Genomic DNA, 15,082 nt, shown 5'->3' on the forward strand with positions numbered 1-15,082 from the left:
ACGCTAAGAGGCTGCGGGGAGCGGGGCGTCCGGCGGAGAGGCGCAGCCGGTCTGGGGTGCGCAACCGGAGATCTGCGGCGGGCACAGCCGGGTGTCGATGCGGCGGGCGCCCGGCCCCTCGTCGCCCAGCCGGTCGTGCGGGTTGGCCACCGGGCACCGGTCCAGCGACAGGCAGCCGCATCCGATGCAGTCGGTGAGGTCGTCACGTAGCCGCTGGAGCTGCTCGATCCGGTCGTCCAGCTCGCCGCGCCAGGCCGCCGACAGCCGGGCCCAGTCGGCGCGGGTGGGGGTGCGCTCGTCCGGCAGCTCGGACAGGGCGTCCTTGATGGTCTTGAGGGGGATGCCGATGCGCTGGGCCAGCCTGATGAAGGCGACCCTGCGCAGGGTGTCGCGATGATACCGGCGCTGGTTGCCCGCTGTACGGCGACTCTGGATCAGGCCCTTGGCCTCGTAGAAGTGCAGAGCGGACACGGCCACCCCGCTGCGCTCGGCGAGCTGGCCGACCGAGAGTTCCTTTGTGTTCCAGGCGACCTTCGTCATACCTGGAGATTACTTGAGAGTTCGCTCGAAGAGCGTCTCCAGGACCACGACGGTCTGCGTCCCCGTGACGCCGTCCACGCCGAACACCCGGCGCAGCACGTCCTGCAGCTCCACTGTCCCGGGCGTACGGACCTTGAGCAGCACCGACGCGGGACCCGCGATGACGTGCGCCTCCTCGACCTCCGCTATCGCCGCCAGCCGGTCCGCGCTGTCGCCCATCCACGTGCTCCCGTCCACGAGCACGTACGCCGTGACCGTGCGTCCGAGCGCCGCCTGATCCACCTCGATCGTCGTGCGCCTGATCACGCCGCGCTCGCGCAGCTTGCGCACCCGCTCGTGCGCGGCCCCGCTCGACAGCCCCACCGCCTTGCCGAGCACCGCGTACGACTGCGTCGCGTCCTCCAGCAGCAGCCCGATCAACTTCCTGTCGATATCATCCACAGCAAGATGGTATCCGGTGATTTGCCCAACCAGCCGAACAGCGTATGGTAGGCGGCATGACGGACATGATTGCCACTGAGTTCGAGGTGCTGGACGAGCGGTTCGCCGCGATCGGCGGGGACGACCAGCTCGAACGGCTCCACACCGGCACCCGCTGGGCGGAGGGCCCTGTTTACTTCGCCGCCGGCAGGTTCCTGGTCTGGAGCGACATCCCGAACGAGCGGATGCTGCGCTGGGACGAGATGACCGGCGCGGTAGGCCCGTTCCGCCAGCCGTCCGGCTACACCAACGGCAACACCCTCGACCGCGAGGGCCGCCTGATCTCCTGTGAGCACGGCCACCGCCGCGTCACCCGCACCGAGCACGACGGCTCGATCACGGTGATCGCCGACCGCTGGCAGGGCAAGCGGCTCAACAGCCCCAACGACGTCGTGGTCCGCTCCGACGGGTCGATCTGGTTCACCGACCCGCCGTACGGGATCATCAGCAACTACGAGGGCTGGGCCGCCGAACAGGAGATCGACGGCTGTCACGTCTACCGCGTCGACCCGGTGACCGGCGAGGTCCGGATCGTGGCCGACGACTTCGTCCGCCCCAACGGCCTGGCGTTCTCGCTCGACGAGAGCCGCCTCTACGTCGCCGACACGAGGATGAAGCACCTGCGCGTGTTCGATGTGCGGGAGGACGGGACGCTGGCGGGTGGCAAGGTGTTCGCCGAGGGCTCGGAGCAGGACAACTTCGACGGCCTGCGGCTCGACGACACCGGCCGCGTCTGGGCCGCGGCGGGCAAGGCGGTGCTCTGCTACGACCCCGACGGCACGCTGATCGGCCGGCTGAAGCTGCCGGAGTCCACGTCCAACCTGGTGTTCGGCGGGCTCAAGCGCAACCGGATGTTCATCACGGCCTCGACCTCGCTCTACTCCCTGATGACGAACGTCACCGGCGCGCCCCCCGTCTGGGCCAGGCGCTAGCCTCACTCCCACCTGAACAGCCGCGCGGCCAGCCCGCCGAAGAGCAGGAGACCGGCGCCCACGACCGCCAGGTGCACGGTCTCCGGCGGGTGACCCGCCCAGGTGTCCCTGAGCGCCTCGGCGAACGGCCCCGCGACGGAGTAGTCGCTGACCGCCCGCAGCGCGTCGGGCATGATGTCGCGCGGCACCCACATGCCCGCCAGGAACATCAGCGGGAACATCACCAGCGATCCGATCCCGGACGCCACCTTCGGGTTGGGCGCCAGCGCGGCGATCACCAGCCCGATGGCCTGCAACGCGGCGCTGCCGAGGAGGAAGACCAGCACGAACCCCACCCACTGCCGCGGCGCCGCCGAGCCGAAGACCAGCGAGCCCGTCACGATCAGCACAGCCGTGGAGACGGCTCCCACCCCCAGGTGGATCAGGAGCTGCGCGGCCAGCAGCCGTCCCGGGTGCACGGGCGTGGTGGACATCCGCCTCAGCACCCCTTGCTGGCGGTACGCGCTCAGCACCGCCGGCATGACGTTGCAGGCCAGGATCAGCAGCGAGAGCAGCGTCATCATGCTCGGCATCTGCGTGTCCACGTACCTCTCGCCGGACGCCACGCGCTCGGTCATCGACGGGACGCTGAGGCCCAGCAGCACCAGCAGCCCGACCGGCAGCCCGATCGTGAAGATCAGGAACGGCCATTCGCGCAGGTGCAGCTTGGTCTCCACGAGGAGCAGCTTCATGACAGCTTCCTTCCGGTGAGCGCGAGGAACGCGTCGTCGAGGGTGGCCTGCTCCATCCGCAGGTCTCCTGGCACGATCTGGTGCCGGGCCAGGGTGAGCGTGACGGCGGCGGCGAGGTTGCCCGTACCGCTCACCACGACCTGGTCGCCGCTCCTGGCGACCTCACGCACCTCGGGCAGGGCCAGCAGCAGGCCGTCGTCGACCGGCGCCGACGGCCGGAACCGCACCCGCTGCTCCCCGCCCACCTGGGCGATGAGCCCGGCGGGCGTGTCGGTGGCGACCACGTTGCCCTTGTCGATGAGCGTGAGCCGGTCGCAGAGCCGCTCGGCCTCCTCCATGAAGTGGGTGACCAGCACGATCGTCACGCCGGAGTCGCGTACGTGCTCGACCAGCTCCCAGGTGTCCCTGCGGGCCTGCGGGTCGAGTCCGGTCGTCAGCTCGTCGAGCACCGCCACGCGTGGCCTGCCCACCAGGGCCAGCGCGACCGAGAGCCGCTGGCGCTGGCCACCGGAGAGGTTCTTGAACGCCGTGTCGCGCTTGTCGGCGAGTCCGACCCGTTCGAGCAGTTCGTGCCAGTCCGCCGGGTCCGGGTAGAAGGAGGCGTACAGGTCGATGGCCTCCCACACCTTGAGCTTCTCCGGCAGCGCCGCGCTCTGCAGCTGCATGCCGAGCACGTGCCGCAGCTCGCCCCTGTTCAGCTGCGGGTCCAGCCCGGCCACGCGTACGGTGCCGCCGTCCGGCTTGCGCAGGCCGGCCACGCATTCCACGGTGGTGGTCTTGCCCGCGCCGTTCGGGCCGAGGATGCCGAAGATCTCGCCCTCGGCGACCTCGAACGACACGTCCTCGACCGCCAGGTGGTTCGGGTACTGCTTGCGCAGGTTCCTGACTTCGATGACCTTCATGCCATCGACGCTAGGAACGCCGGGCTCGTCGGGGAATCCGGCTGGATGCCGCTAAGGGTGTACCTAGATGCAATGGTGGGGCCGGCCCCCGCTGGCTCAGACTGGGGGCATGCTGGTGCGAAGGTTCGGTCAGGTCGTGGTGCTGCTGGCGCTCCTCGTCATCGAGGTGCCCGCGATCGCGTTGAGCCTGGGCATGCTGGCGCTCTCGTTTGCGCTGGGCATGGTGTTTCTGTTCCCGCCGCAGGTCATGATGGTCAGGAGGCTGACACGGTTGCATCGGCGGCTGCTGAGGGAATGGACCGGCGTCGGCATCGAGCTGCCTTACCTGCCCGAGCCCCCGCCCCCGGCGCCTCAGGCGGACGGCATGTACCGCTCGGACCGGACCCTCTACAAGACGCCGCGGATCCCTGCCTGGAACAACCGGTGGAAGTGGCTGGTCAGCGACCCGGCGACCTGGCGTGACGTGGCCTGGCTGGCGCTCGACCCGGCGGTGAAGGTGGCGCTGATGCCGCTGTTCGCCCTCGTCCCCGGGCGCGGCCTGCGCGTCTACGCTCTCTGGAGCGAGCTGCTGCTCGGCGCGACCGCCGCCAGCCGCCTGGCGAGCCAGGTGAGCCACCTCAAGCGGACGCGTAACCTGGCCGCCGACTCGCAGGCGGCCGAGATGCGCAGGATCGAGCGCGACCTGCACGACGGCACCCAGGCCAGGCTGGTGGCGATCGGCATGACGCTGGGCGCGGTGGAGCAGCTCGTCGACGACGACCCCTCGGCGGCCAAGGCGCTGCTCGCCAAGGCCAGGGAGGCCTCCTCCGACACGCTGACCGAGCTGCGCCGGCTCATCCGCGGCATCCACCCGCCGGTACTGGCCGAGCGCGGTCTGGCCGACGCCGTGCGCGCGCTGGCCATGGACAGCCCGATGCAGGTCACGGTGGACGTCGATCTCCCGCACCGGCCGGAGGCGCCGGTGGAGGCCGCGGTGTACTTCGCGGTCAGCGAGCTGCTCTCGAACGCCGCCCGGCACGGCGACGCGCGCGCGGCGACGGTGGACATCAGCTGCGACGGCCCGAACCTTCGTGTCACGGTCACCGACGACGGCATGGGCGGCGCCAACCCGGCCAACGGCAGCGGCCTGGCCGGCATCGAACGACGGCTGGCCGCCTTCGACGGGGTGCTCGCCCTGAACAGCCCGCCGGGCGGCCCCACCACCGTGACACTCGGCCTGCCGCGGGTGCTGCCCGAGCACTGGGCGGGCAAGGTCGCCAAGATGCCGCGTTGGAAGGCGACCACCATCATCCTGCTCTGGGGCACGGCCTGGTGCCCGACGTTCCCGCAGGGACTCGTGGCGGGCTTCTTCAAGATCTTCGACCTCGACGACAAGGCCTGGTTCCTCGCGCTGTACATGCCCGAGGTCTGGCAGTGGCCGGTCATCGTCGGCATGATCACCCTGGGCACTCTCATGTACGTCATGGCCTTCTGGCTCTCCAACCACCACCGCGAGCGCTGGTACGAACGCGTCCTGCCGACCAGACTGTCGTGCTGATGAACGTACTGATCGCTGAAGACCTCTACCTGCTCAGGGACGGGCTGGTGCACCTGCTCCAGGCCCACGGCTTCTCCGTCGTGGCGGCCGTGGAGAGCGGCCCCGAGCTGCTGAAGGGCCTGCTGGAGCTCCGGCCCGACGTCTCCATCGTGGACGTACGGCTGCCGCCCACGTTCACGGACGAGGGCCTGCAGGCCGCGCTGGCGGCCAGGGAGAAGGTGCCGGGGCTGCCGATCCTCGTGCTGTCCCAGCACGTCGAGCAGCTGTACGCGCGCGAACTGCTGGCCGACGGCTCGGGCGCGATCGGCTATCTGCTCAAGGACCGGGTCTTCAACGCCGGGCAGTTCATCGACGCCGTACGCCGGGTCGCCGAGGGCGGCACGGCCATGGACCCCGAGGTGATCGCCAAGCTGCTGGCCAGCAACGCCAGGAACGAGCCGCTGGCCGCGCTCACGCCGCGCGAGCGGGAGGTGCTCGAGGCCATGGCGGAAGGGCGCTCCAACGCCGCCATCTGCCAGCGGCTCCACCTCAGCGAGAGCGCGGTGGCCAAGCACACGGCCTCCATCTTCGCCAAGCTGGGGCTCGCGCCGTCGGACGACGACAACCGCCGCGTGCTCGCTGTACTGGCCTACCTCAACAGCCGCTAGACAGAACGCCCGGAGTTGTCAGTCGCACCGGATATTTTCATAGAGGCACGGCGCGACGAAGGGGTGGTAACAGGTGAAGATCCGGGTTAACCGCGATGTTCTGGCAGATGCGGTGGCGTGGGCCGCCCGAGTTCTGCCCGCCCGGCCCGTGGTGCCCGTCCTGTCCGGGCTGCTGCTGGAGGCGGGCGATGAGCTGACCCTGTCCGCGTTCGACTACGACGTCTCGGCCAAGGCGGCGGTCGACGCCGACGTGGCCGAGGAGGGCCGCGTCCTCATCCCGGGGCGGCTGCTGGCCGAGATCAGCAGGAGCCTGCCCGCCGACGACGTGGAGATCGTCACCGAGGGCCCCGAGGCCGTCCTGACCTGCGGCAGCGCGGAGTTCGGGCTGATCACGATGCCGGTCGAGGACTTCCCGACCATGCCGACCATGCCGCCGAGCATCGGCGCCATCGGCGGCGGCGTGTTCGCCTCCGCCGTCGGCCAGGTCGCGCCCGCCGCCAGCCGCGACGACACTCTGCCCATGCTCACCGGCATCCGGGTCGACATCGAGGGCGAGGCCGTGGCGATGGCCGCCACCGACCGCTATCGCATCGCGGCCCGCGAGTTCACCTGGCGCCCGGCCAGTCCCGACCTCGCCGTTTCCGCCATGGTCCCGGCCAAGGTGCTGGTCGAGGTGGCCAAGTCGCTGCGGGGCGGCGAGGTGTCGATCGCGATGGGCGACGGGGTGGCCGGGTTCGAGAGCGTCGGGCGGAGCACGACGGTGCGGCTGCTCGACGAGCAGTTCATCGACTACCGTTCCCGGCTGACCTCCGACTGGTCGATCAGGGCCGACGTGGCGGTGGCGCCGTTCGTCAACGCGATCAAGCGGGTGGCCCTGGTGGCCGAGCGCAACACCGCGATCCGGCTGTCGTTCAGCCAGGGGCAGGTGCTCATCCAGGCGGGCGGCGGCGACATCGGGCGCGGGGCCGAGGTGGTCGACTGCGAGCTGCGCGGCGACGACATCCAGATCGCCTTCCAGTCGCAGTTCCTGCTCGACGGGCTGACCGGGATCGAGAGCGAGCTGGCCCGCATCAACATGGAGTCGCCGACCAGGCCCGCCCTGATCCAGGACGTGCCCGGCGACGCCCAGCCCGCCTTCCGCTACCTCGTCATGTCCCTGCGCCAGGCCTGAGCCGTCACTTCCGCCGGCCCGCGTCCGCCTGGCGCTCGGCCACCTGCTTGAACACCCTCTTGAACTCCGCGTACGCCTCCTCGCCCACGGCATCGGCGTGCTCCGCCTCCATGGCGGCGATGATGGCGTCCGACTTGACCATGTGGTCACGCCCCTTCTCGGTGGGCACGATCAGCTTGGCCCGGCGATCGGCCGGGTCGGGCTGCCGCTCCACGTAGCCGAGCTCCACCAGCTCGTCCACCAGCGTGCCGATCACCTGCTTGTGCTGGCCCGACTGCGCGGCGAGGTCCGTGGCCCGGCTGCCCTCCTCGTCCAGGTACGCCATCACCGCCCCGTGTCGTGGCCTCAGCCCGGGATGTCCCTGCTCGACCAGTCTCTCGAACAGTTCGCGTTGCAGGCCGAAAAGGGTCCTGCTCGCCAGGATGCCGAGATCGGGCTCGTCCTGCTTGCGCCGGCTCCTGCGCACCGTCACACCCTCCTTTTAGTCACAAAAATTGATTGTCACTGAATCTTACTATATTGTCGTCTGCATGAGCATCTTGATCACTGGTGCCAACGGCACCGTTTCCAGCGCTGTCCTTCGTTCCCTGACCGGCACCCCGGACGTACGGGTCCTGGTGCGTGACGCGGCCAAGGCGCCGTCGGGCGTGGAGGTCGCGGTCGGCGACCTGGACGACCCCGCCACGCTCGACCGGGCATTCGAGGGCGTGGACACCCTGTGGCTGCTGACCGCCATGGGCCCGCAGGCGCCGCACGCCAGCATGAACGCCGTCTGGGCCGCCCGAAAGGCAGGGGTGAGCCACGTCGTGCGCATGTCGGCCATCGGCGCCGCCCATGACGCACCGACCCGCAACGGCCGCCTGCACGCCCTGTCGGACGTCGAGCTCGCGGCCTCGGGCCTCGACTGGACCGTCATCCGCCCGGCCTTCTTCATGCAGAACCTTCTCGGCTCGGTCAACGGCGACACCCTGTACGGCGGGACGGGCGAGGGCCGGCTCGGCATGATCGACGTACGCGACATCGGCGACTTCGCCGCCGCGGTCCTGCGCGACCCCGCACAGCACAGAGGCAGCACCTACACTCTCACGGGCCCGGCCAGCATCTCACTGCAGGACGCCGCCGCCGAACTCACCAGGACGTACGGGACGCCCATCGCCTACCAGCCGGTCGCGCCTGACGACGTCCGCCGGTCGATGCTGGACGCGGGCCTGCCTCCGTGGATCGCCGCGGTCACCCAGGAGTACCTCACGGCGTACTCGGCGGGGTGGGGCGACTACACAACCCCGGACTTCGAGAAGGTGACGGGCCGCCCGGCGCGGTCGTTCGCCGACTTCGCCCGCGACCACGCGGCCCAGCTCCGCCCATGACGTGTGCGTCGCATGCGGGCAACTGAGCGGCGGATCCGTACCGATCCGCCGCCGACCCTGCGCCTCACCAAGCTCACGAAGACTCGCAAGGAAAAGAACAATGTCACTGAAGAAGATCAACACCGTCCTGGCCGCTGTCTTCATCCTCTTCATCCTCTGGTTCGGGTCGGAGTACATCCTGACCCCGGAGACGACGGCGCCGAGCTTCGGCCTGCCGAGCTGGCCGTCCGGCGACGGCGGCGGCTTCCTGATCACCAAGGGAATCCGCGACGTCGTCATGGCCCTGGTCCTGGGCATCCTGCTGGTGACGGGCCACCGCCGGGCGCTGGGCTGGGCGCTGCTGGTGGAGGCCCTCGCCGCGTACGGCGACATGACCACCGTGCTGGCCCACCACGGCTCCGTGGCCACCGCGCTCGGCGTCCACTGCCTGACCGCGACGCTGATGGTGGTCAACGGCCTGCTGCTGATGCGCGAGACCCGCGAGGTCACCGCAGCCCTCGACGCCGCCTGACGCCTGTCACGGGGTCCTGCCCGGACCCGGCTCGTCCCCATCGACCTGGCGCAGGAGCCCGATCAGTGCTGAGCCATGTCCACGAAGCGGCTGTAGTGTCCCTGGAACGCCACCGTGACCGTCGCCGTGGGACCGTTACGGTGCTTGGCCACGATCAGGTCGGCCTCACCCGCCCGCGGCGACTCGCGCTCGTACGCATCCTCCCGATGCAGCAGGATGACCATGTCGGCGTCCTGCTCGATAGATCCGGATTCGCGCAGGTCGCTCACCTGGGGGCGCTTGTCCGTGCGCTGCTCGGGACCACGGTTGAGCTGGGAGATCGCGATGACCGGGACCTCCAGCTCCTTGGCCAGCAGCTTGATCGCACGGGAGATCTCCGAGACCTCGTTCTGCCGGCTCTCGGTCTTCTTCGGCGAGCTCATCAGCTGGAGGTAGTCGATGACCACGAATCTCAGGTCGTTGCGCTGCTTGAGCCGCCGGCACTTGGCCCTGATCTCCATCATCGACATGTTGGGCGAGTCGTCGATGAACAGCGGCGCCTCCGCCACCTCGCTCATCCGCCGGGCCAGGCGCGTCCAGTCGTCGTCACCCATCATGCCCGAGCGCATGGCGTGCAGCGCGACCCTGGCCTCGGCGGAGAGGAGACGCATGGTGATCTCGTTGCGCGACATCTCCAGGGAGAAGATGACCGTGGTCATGCCATGCTTAATCGCCGCCGAACGAGCGAAGTCCAGCCCCAGCGTGCTTTTGCCGATGGCCGGGCGGGCGGCCACGACGATCATCTGACCCGGGTGGAGGCCGTTGGTGAGCTGGTCGAGGTCCTGGAAGCCGGTCGGCACGCCGACCATCTGGCCGCCGCGGCTGCCGATGGCCTCGAGCTCGTCGAGGGCGCCGGGCATGATGTCGGCCAGCGGCGCGTAGTCCTCCGAGGTGCGGCGCTCGGTGACCTTGTAGATCTCCGCCTGCGCGCGGTCCACGAGGTCGTCGACCTCTTCGTTCTGGCCGCCGTAGCCGTAGGAGACGATGCGGGTGCCGGCCTCGATGAGGCGGCGCAGGATGGCCTGCTCTCTGACGATCTTGGCGTAGTAGCCCGCGTTGGCCGCCGTGGGGACGACGGCCGTGAGGGTGTGGAGGTAGGCGGCGCCGCCGACCCTGGCCATCTCGCCGCGCTTCTGCAGCTCGTCGAAGACCGTGACCGCGTCGGCGGGCTCGCCCCGGCCGTAGAGGTCGGTGATGACGTCGTAGACCATCTGGTGGGCGGGGCGGTAGAAGTCGTCGGAGCGCAGGATCTCGACGACGTCGGCGATGGCGTCCTTCGACAGCAGCATGCCGCCGAGCACCGACTGCTCCGCCTCGATGTTGTGCGGTGGGGTGCGCTCGAAACCAGGGCCGGCGCCCGTCTCCTCGTCAATGCTCACCGCGCCCCCTCGAACACCTTGCAGGCGGTCGCACCACCCCCACTTGTAGCCGACCGGTCTGACAGTTTCCCGGAGTTACGCGCCGACTGGCAACGCGGCCTGTGGACAACCCTGTGGTCAAGCTGTGGACTACCGTGCCCAGGGTGTGAAAGGCCTGTGGACACAGGCTGTGGATAACTCTCTCGATCATCCCCCGAATGGCCTCTGACCTGCGCGAACAGTATCCACTGGCTGTGGAGGAAAGAAAGTTTCTCAGACAAGCCACGTAATGGCCATAATGGACAAATGCCCATTACCTCCAGGGACCGGGAGATACTCCGGCTGGCCGTGCCGGCGTTCGGCGCGCTGGTGGCCGAGCCGCTCTTCCTGCTCGCGGATTACGCCATCGTGGGTCATGGGCTGGGCACCACGGCGGTGGGCGCGCTCGGCGTGGCCGGCACCGTGCTGTCCACACTGGTGAACCTCTGCGTCTTCCTCGCGTACGGCACCACAGCCTCCGTGGCACGCCAGACGGGCGCGGGAAACCACGCGCGGGCCATGCGCAGCGGTGTGGACGGGATCTGGCTGGCACTGGCCATCGGCGCCGACCTCATTGCCGTGTGCTGGCCATTGGCGCCGATGATCGTGGAGCTGTTCGGAGCGGGCGGGGAGCAGACGGCGCAGGCCGTGACGTACCTGCGGATCAGCCTGCTCGGCGCGCCCGGCATGCTGGTCGTGCTGGCCGGGACAGGTGTGCTCCGCGGGCTGCAGGACACGGCCACGCCGCTGGTGGTGGCCATCGGCTCCTTCATGCTGAACGCGGCGCTGAACGCCTGGTTCGTGCTGGGCCTGCAGTGGGGCATCGCCGGGTCGGCCTGGGGGACGGTGCTCGCCCAGACGCTGGGCGCGGCCGTCTACCTGGTGGTGGTGGCCAGGGGCGCGATCAAGCTGGGCACACCGCTCACACCGGGTCTCGAAGGGGTCAAGCAGGCGGGCACGGCCGGGTTCGCGCTGCTCGTACGTACCCTCTGCCTGCGAGTGGTGCTGCTCGCGGCCACTGTGATCGCCACCAGGATGGGCCAGTCCGAGCTGGCCGCGTACGCCATCGCCACCCAGGTGTGGACGCTGCTCGCCTTCGCCCTGGACGCCATCGCCATCGCCGGGCAGGCCATCACGGGGCGCTCGCTCGGCGCCGGGGACGTCGCGGCCACCCGGGCCGCCACCAGGAGAATGGTGCAGTGGGGCATCTGGTCGGGCGCGGTGCTCGGCGTGCTGGTGGTCGCCGCCAGGCCGGTGCTGCCCGGGTTGTTCGACGCGGATCCGCAGGTCACCGAGCTGCTGCTGGCCGTGCTGTGGCCGGTGGCGGCGTTCCAGCCGGTGTGCGGCGTCGTGTTCGTGCTCGACGGCGTGCTGATCGGCGCGGGCGACCAGCGTTATCTGGCGTGGGCGGGGGTGTGGACGACGCTGGCGTACCTGCCCGCCGCGTTCCTCGCCTCCGGTTTCGGGGTCGTCGCTCTCTGGTGCGCGCTCGGGGTGTGGATGGTCGCCCGTCTGATCACTCTCGTACGCCGGGCCGCGGGCACCGAATGGCTGGTGACGGGGGCATGACCGCCCCATCCCCTTGACCGCGGCCCCACGGTGACCGATTGGTGTCTGGTGGTGCGGAGGATCGGCGCTAGAGCCGCCTGGTCTCCAGCACGCTCCGCAGGAACTCCCTGGTCCTGGCCTGCTCCGGATCCGTGAAGATCTTCTCCGCGGGCCCCTTCTCGAGCAGCACGCCGCTGTCCAGAAAGCAGACCGTGTCCGAGATCTCCCGGCAGAATCCCATCTCGTGGGTCGTGAGGATCATCGTCATGCCGGACTCCTTGAGCTCCCTGATGATCCCCAGCACCTCCGTGACCAGCTCGGGATCGAGGGCCGAGGTGACCTCGTCCAGCAGCATCAGCCTGGGCTGGGTGGCCAGCGCCCTGATGATGGCCACCCGCTGCTGCTGCCCGCCCGAGAGCTGGTCGGGGTAGGCCCTGGCCTTGTCGGCCAGCCCGAACCTGGCCAGCAGGTCGTGCGCCTGCTCCTCGGCCTCCGCCCTGGCCGCCTTGTGCACCTGGCGCGGCGCGAGCGTGATGTTGTCGAGCACGGTCATGTGCGGGAACAGGTTGAACGACTGGAACACGATGCCCAGCCGCTTGCGCACGTCGTCCACATTCACGCGCGGGTCGGTGATCTCCTCCCCGTCGAGGAAGATCGCGCCGTCGTCCACGGTCTCCAGCAGGTTGACGCAGCGCAGGAGCGTGGACTTGCCCGAGCCGGAGGCCCCGATCAGGCTCACCACCTCGTGGGGATGCACCTCCAGGTCGATGCCGCGCAGCACGCTGTGGCCGTGGAAGTTCTTCCACACCCCCTCTATGGTCAGAAGGCTCATGCGCCCGCCTTCGTCGGGCGCATGAGCCTGACAGGGCTGTGTTTGATCGGTCGCTCGCTACGCTCGCTCATGCTCCGCGCCTCCTGCGCGTACGGGCCGCCAGGTGGTCGGTGAACCTGGCCATGGGGATGGTGAGCAGGATGAACAGCAGCGCCGCCGCCAGGTAGGGCGTGTAGTTGAACGTGCTGGCCGTATGGATCTGCGCCTGCCTGAGCGCTTCGAGAGGCCCGATGGTGGCCACGAGCGCGGTGTCCTTCTGCAGCGAGACGAAGTCGTTCAGCAGCGGCGGCACGACCCTGCGGGTGGCCTGCGGGAGCACCACGAACCGCATGGTCTTGGCGTGGCTCAGCCCCAGCGAGCGGGCCGCCGCGAACTGGCTGGGGTGGATGGACTCGATGCCCGAGCGGAACACCTCGGCCACGTAACCGCCGTACGAGAGCGTCAGCGCGATGATGCCCAGCGTGGCGAGGTCGGACGGGATGCCCTGCAACTCGAGCGCGGGCAGCCCGAACCCGATCAGGTAGATCACCAGGATCGTCGGCACGCCGCGGAAGATGTCGGTGTAGATCGTGGCCAGCGCCCGGATCGGGAAGAACGCGGGCGTCCTGATCCCCCTGGCCAGGGCGACCAGCAGCCCCACGACCAGGATCAACGGCTCGGCGATCAGGAAGATCTTGATGTTGAGCAGGAAGCCGCTCAGCACATCGGGCAGCGCCTTGGCGAACTCCCCGGGGTCGAAGAACTTCTCCTGCACGCGGGGCCAGCCCGGCGAGTTGGTGACGACCCAGACGACCAGCACGATGAAGACGATCGTCGAGCCCGTCGCGATCGAGGCGGAGCGGCGGGCGCGCGACCTGCGTACCCGCTCCCGCTCGAGCTGCCGCTCCGACTTAACCCATTCGCCCGATGTAGCCCGGGCGCTCTCGTTCACCGCGGTCCGCTCACTTCAGCTCTGGCGCGCCCGCGGCGGAGCCGAGCCACTGCTGCTCGATCTTGGCCAGCTCGCCCTTCGACTTCAGCGCGTCCACGGCCTTGTCGACACACGGCTTGAGCGCGCTGCCCTTCTGCATGACCAGCCCGAACTCCTCGGGCGTGCCCCCCGTCGAGCTGAACTGCCCCACGATCTTGGACTTCTCGACCTGGGCGGCCGTCACGTAGAACGCCGTCGGCAGGTCCACGACCAGTGCGTCCACCTGCTTGTTCTTCAGCCCGTTCACGGCGTCGATCTGCTCGTTGTAGACGTTGGGGTCGGCGGCGGGCTGAATGACGTTCTTGACCGCGTCGAACGAGGTCGTGCCCACCTGTACGCCGATCTTCGCGTCCTTGAGCTCCGCCAGGCTCTTCGCACCCGCGTACTTGCTCCCGTCGATGGCGACGATGGCCTGCTTGACGGTGTAGTAGCCCTTGCTGAAGTCCACGGCCTTGGCCCGGGCGGGCGCGATGGACACCTGGTTGACGTCGAAGTCGAACTGCTTGTCCCCCGGCGCGAACGCCGAGTCGAACTTCACCGTGCTCCACTGCACCTCGCTGCGGTCGAAACCCAGCTCGCCCGCCACGGCGAAGGCCACCGCGCTCTCGAACCCCTGCCCGTTACTGGGGTCATCGTCCTTGAACCAGGGCTCATAGGCGGGTTTGTCGGTCCCGATGGTCAGCTTGCCGGGGGTGACGAGCTTGAGCTGATCCTTGGTGCACGCAGTGGACGGGGCCGGGCCGGCCGTCTTGGCCGTGTTGTCTGCGGGCGCGCAGCCGACGAGCGCCACGGCCAGCGCGAGCAGCATGAGGGGACGGGCCATGGCCAGAGCCTCCAGGGGGAAAACGCGAAAGAACGAAGGCATTCTACGCTGACCGAACAGGAGAAATACTCCCCAGGGGCGCCGCTGACCACGGCAATCGTCCCGGATGCCGCTCGCGTAACGGCGAGCCGGTCATCCGCGGCGAGCAATGCGAAAGCCCCCTCCGAAACCGGAGAGGGCTTTCACCGATCGCGGGCGTCAGCCCGCGACAACCTCGATGTCCACCGGAGCGGACACCTCGGGGTGGAGCTTGACGGTGATGCGGTGGGAGCCGACGCTCTTGATCGGGTTGACGATCTCGATGCGACGGCGGTCGAGCAGCGGGCCACCGGCGGCCTTGACGGCGTCGGCGATGTCGCCCGTGGTGATCGAGCCGAACAGGCGGCCGGACTCGCCGGCGCGCGTGGTCAGGCGGACGCGCAGCGCGCCGAGCTGACCGGCGACCTCCTTGGCGGTGCCGAGGTCGCGGATCTCGCGGGCGTCGCGAGCCTTCCTGATGGTCTCGATCTGCTTCTCGGCGCCACGCGTCCAGCGCATGGCGTAGCCGCGCGGGATGAGGTAGTTACGGCCGTAGCCGTCCTTGACCTCGACGACGTCGCCAGGGGCGCCGAGGCCGGAGACCTCGTTGGTGAGAATGAGCTTCATATCGACAGGC

General features: G+C 69.3%; 17 protein-coding genes. 7 read left to right on the forward strand and 10 right to left on the reverse strand.

Going from position 1 to position 15,082, the window contains the following annotated elements; translation table 11 throughout:
• Positions 1-3 precede the first annotated feature (3 nt).
• Together soxR and AB0H84_RS30620 are read right to left on the reverse strand one after the other, a co-directional pair.
• Entirely contained in the window at positions 4-540 is a 537-nt protein-coding gene (gene soxR, locus AB0H84_RS30615) for a redox-sensitive transcriptional activator SoxR (RefSeq protein WP_357611632.1), read from the reverse strand.
• A gap of 9 nt (positions 541-549) precedes the next feature.
• A complete protein-coding gene (locus AB0H84_RS30620) occupies positions 550-981 on the reverse strand; it encodes an Lrp/AsnC family transcriptional regulator (RefSeq protein WP_357611634.1) in 432 nt (143 codons plus the stop codon).
• A 56-nt stretch (positions 982-1,037) separates the two neighbouring features.
• Between AB0H84_RS30620 and AB0H84_RS30625 the strand changes: the two genes are divergently transcribed.
• Positions 1,038-1,952, forward strand: coding sequence for an SMP-30/gluconolactonase/LRE family protein (locus tag AB0H84_RS30625; RefSeq protein ID WP_357611637.1), 915 nt, complete (start codon positions 1,038-1,040; stop codon positions 1,950-1,952).
• Between the two features lie 2 nt (positions 1,953-1,954).
• Here AB0H84_RS30625 and AB0H84_RS30630 read toward each other — a convergent pair whose 3' ends face one another.
• Both AB0H84_RS30630 and AB0H84_RS30635 read right to left on the reverse strand, forming a co-directional pair.
• Complete coding sequence (locus tag AB0H84_RS30630; protein ID WP_357611640.1) at positions 1,955-2,683, reverse strand: ABC transporter permease; 729 nt, start codon at positions 2,681-2,683, stop codon at positions 1,955-1,957.
• Complete coding sequence (locus AB0H84_RS30635) at positions 2,680-3,585, reverse strand: ABC transporter ATP-binding protein (RefSeq protein ID WP_357611643.1); 906 nt, start codon at positions 3,583-3,585, stop codon at positions 2,680-2,682. The genes AB0H84_RS30630 and AB0H84_RS30635 overlap by 4 nt, the downstream gene beginning before the upstream one ends.
• A gap of 109 nt (positions 3,586-3,694) precedes the next feature.
• Between AB0H84_RS30635 and AB0H84_RS30640 the strand changes: the two genes are divergently transcribed.
• From AB0H84_RS30640 to dnaN, 3 genes are all read left to right on the forward strand, one after another.
• Positions 3,695-5,122, forward strand: coding sequence for a histidine kinase (locus tag AB0H84_RS30640; protein WP_357611645.1), 1,428 nt, complete (start codon positions 3,695-3,697; stop codon positions 5,120-5,122).
• A complete protein-coding gene (locus tag AB0H84_RS30645) occupies positions 5,122-5,769 on the forward strand; it encodes a response regulator transcription factor (protein ID WP_357611648.1) in 648 nt (215 codons plus the stop codon). The genes AB0H84_RS30640 and AB0H84_RS30645 overlap by 1 nt, the downstream gene beginning before the upstream one ends.
• A gap of 73 nt (positions 5,770-5,842) precedes the next feature.
• Positions 5,843-6,940 carry a DNA polymerase III subunit beta gene (gene dnaN / locus AB0H84_RS30650; protein ID WP_357611651.1) on the forward strand — a complete coding sequence of 366 codons (1,098 nt, stop codon included), beginning with the start codon at positions 5,843-5,845 and terminating at the stop codon, positions 6,938-6,940.
• A 4-nt stretch (positions 6,941-6,944) separates the two neighbouring features.
• Here dnaN and AB0H84_RS30655 read toward each other — a convergent pair whose 3' ends face one another.
• Positions 6,945-7,406 (reverse strand): MarR family winged helix-turn-helix transcriptional regulator, encoded by a 462-nt coding sequence (locus AB0H84_RS30655; RefSeq protein ID WP_357611654.1) that lies wholly within the window; start codon positions 7,404-7,406, stop codon positions 6,945-6,947.
• Between the two features lie 64 nt (positions 7,407-7,470).
• On the opposite strand from AB0H84_RS30655, the gene AB0H84_RS30660 reads away from it, so the two are divergent.
• Positions 7,471-8,307 (forward strand): SDR family oxidoreductase, encoded by an 837-nt coding sequence (locus AB0H84_RS30660; protein WP_357611657.1) that lies wholly within the window; start codon positions 7,471-7,473, stop codon positions 8,305-8,307.
• Positions 8,308-8,407: 100 nt separating this feature from the next.
• The gene (locus AB0H84_RS30665; RefSeq protein ID WP_357611660.1) at positions 8,408-8,818 is read left to right on the forward strand and encodes a DUF4267 domain-containing protein; all 411 of its coding nucleotides are present in this window, start codon (positions 8,408-8,410) and stop codon (positions 8,816-8,818) included.
• A gap of 62 nt (positions 8,819-8,880) precedes the next feature.
• On the opposite strand, the gene dnaB is transcribed toward AB0H84_RS30665, so the two are convergent.
• The gene (gene dnaB, locus AB0H84_RS30670; RefSeq protein WP_357611663.1) at positions 8,881-10,236 is read right to left on the reverse strand and encodes a replicative DNA helicase; all 1,356 of its coding nucleotides are present in this window, start codon (positions 10,234-10,236) and stop codon (positions 8,881-8,883) included.
• A gap of 285 nt (positions 10,237-10,521) precedes the next feature.
• Between dnaB and AB0H84_RS30675 the strand changes: the two genes are divergently transcribed.
• Complete coding sequence (locus AB0H84_RS30675; RefSeq protein WP_357611666.1) at positions 10,522-11,823, forward strand: MATE family efflux transporter; 1,302 nt, start codon at positions 10,522-10,524, stop codon at positions 11,821-11,823.
• Between the two features lie 67 nt (positions 11,824-11,890).
• On the opposite strand, the gene AB0H84_RS30680 is transcribed toward AB0H84_RS30675, so the two are convergent.
• From AB0H84_RS30680 to rplI, 4 genes are all read right to left on the reverse strand, one after another.
• Positions 11,891-12,634 (reverse strand): amino acid ABC transporter ATP-binding protein, encoded by a 744-nt coding sequence (locus tag AB0H84_RS30680; RefSeq protein ID WP_357611669.1) that lies wholly within the window; start codon positions 12,632-12,634, stop codon positions 11,891-11,893.
• Between the two features lie 67 nt (positions 12,635-12,701).
• Positions 12,702-13,565, reverse strand: coding sequence for an amino acid ABC transporter permease (locus AB0H84_RS30685; RefSeq protein WP_357611672.1), 864 nt, complete (start codon positions 13,563-13,565; stop codon positions 12,702-12,704).
• Positions 13,566-13,575: 10 nt separating this feature from the next.
• Positions 13,576-14,427 carry an ABC transporter substrate-binding protein gene (locus tag AB0H84_RS30690; protein ID WP_357611675.1) on the reverse strand — a complete coding sequence of 284 codons (852 nt, stop codon included), beginning with the start codon at positions 14,425-14,427 and terminating at the stop codon, positions 13,576-13,578.
• Between the two features lie 198 nt (positions 14,428-14,625).
• Positions 14,626-15,072 carry a 50S ribosomal protein L9 gene (gene rplI / locus AB0H84_RS30695; RefSeq protein ID WP_357611678.1) on the reverse strand — a complete coding sequence of 149 codons (447 nt, stop codon included), beginning with the start codon at positions 15,070-15,072 and terminating at the stop codon, positions 14,626-14,628.
• Positions 15,073-15,082: the final 10 nt, after the last annotated feature.

Origin of the sequence: Nonomuraea sp. NPDC050786, from assembly GCF_040654115.1 — a bacterium.
Classification (GTDB): Bacteria; Actinomycetota; Actinomycetes; order Streptosporangiales; family Streptosporangiaceae; genus Nonomuraea.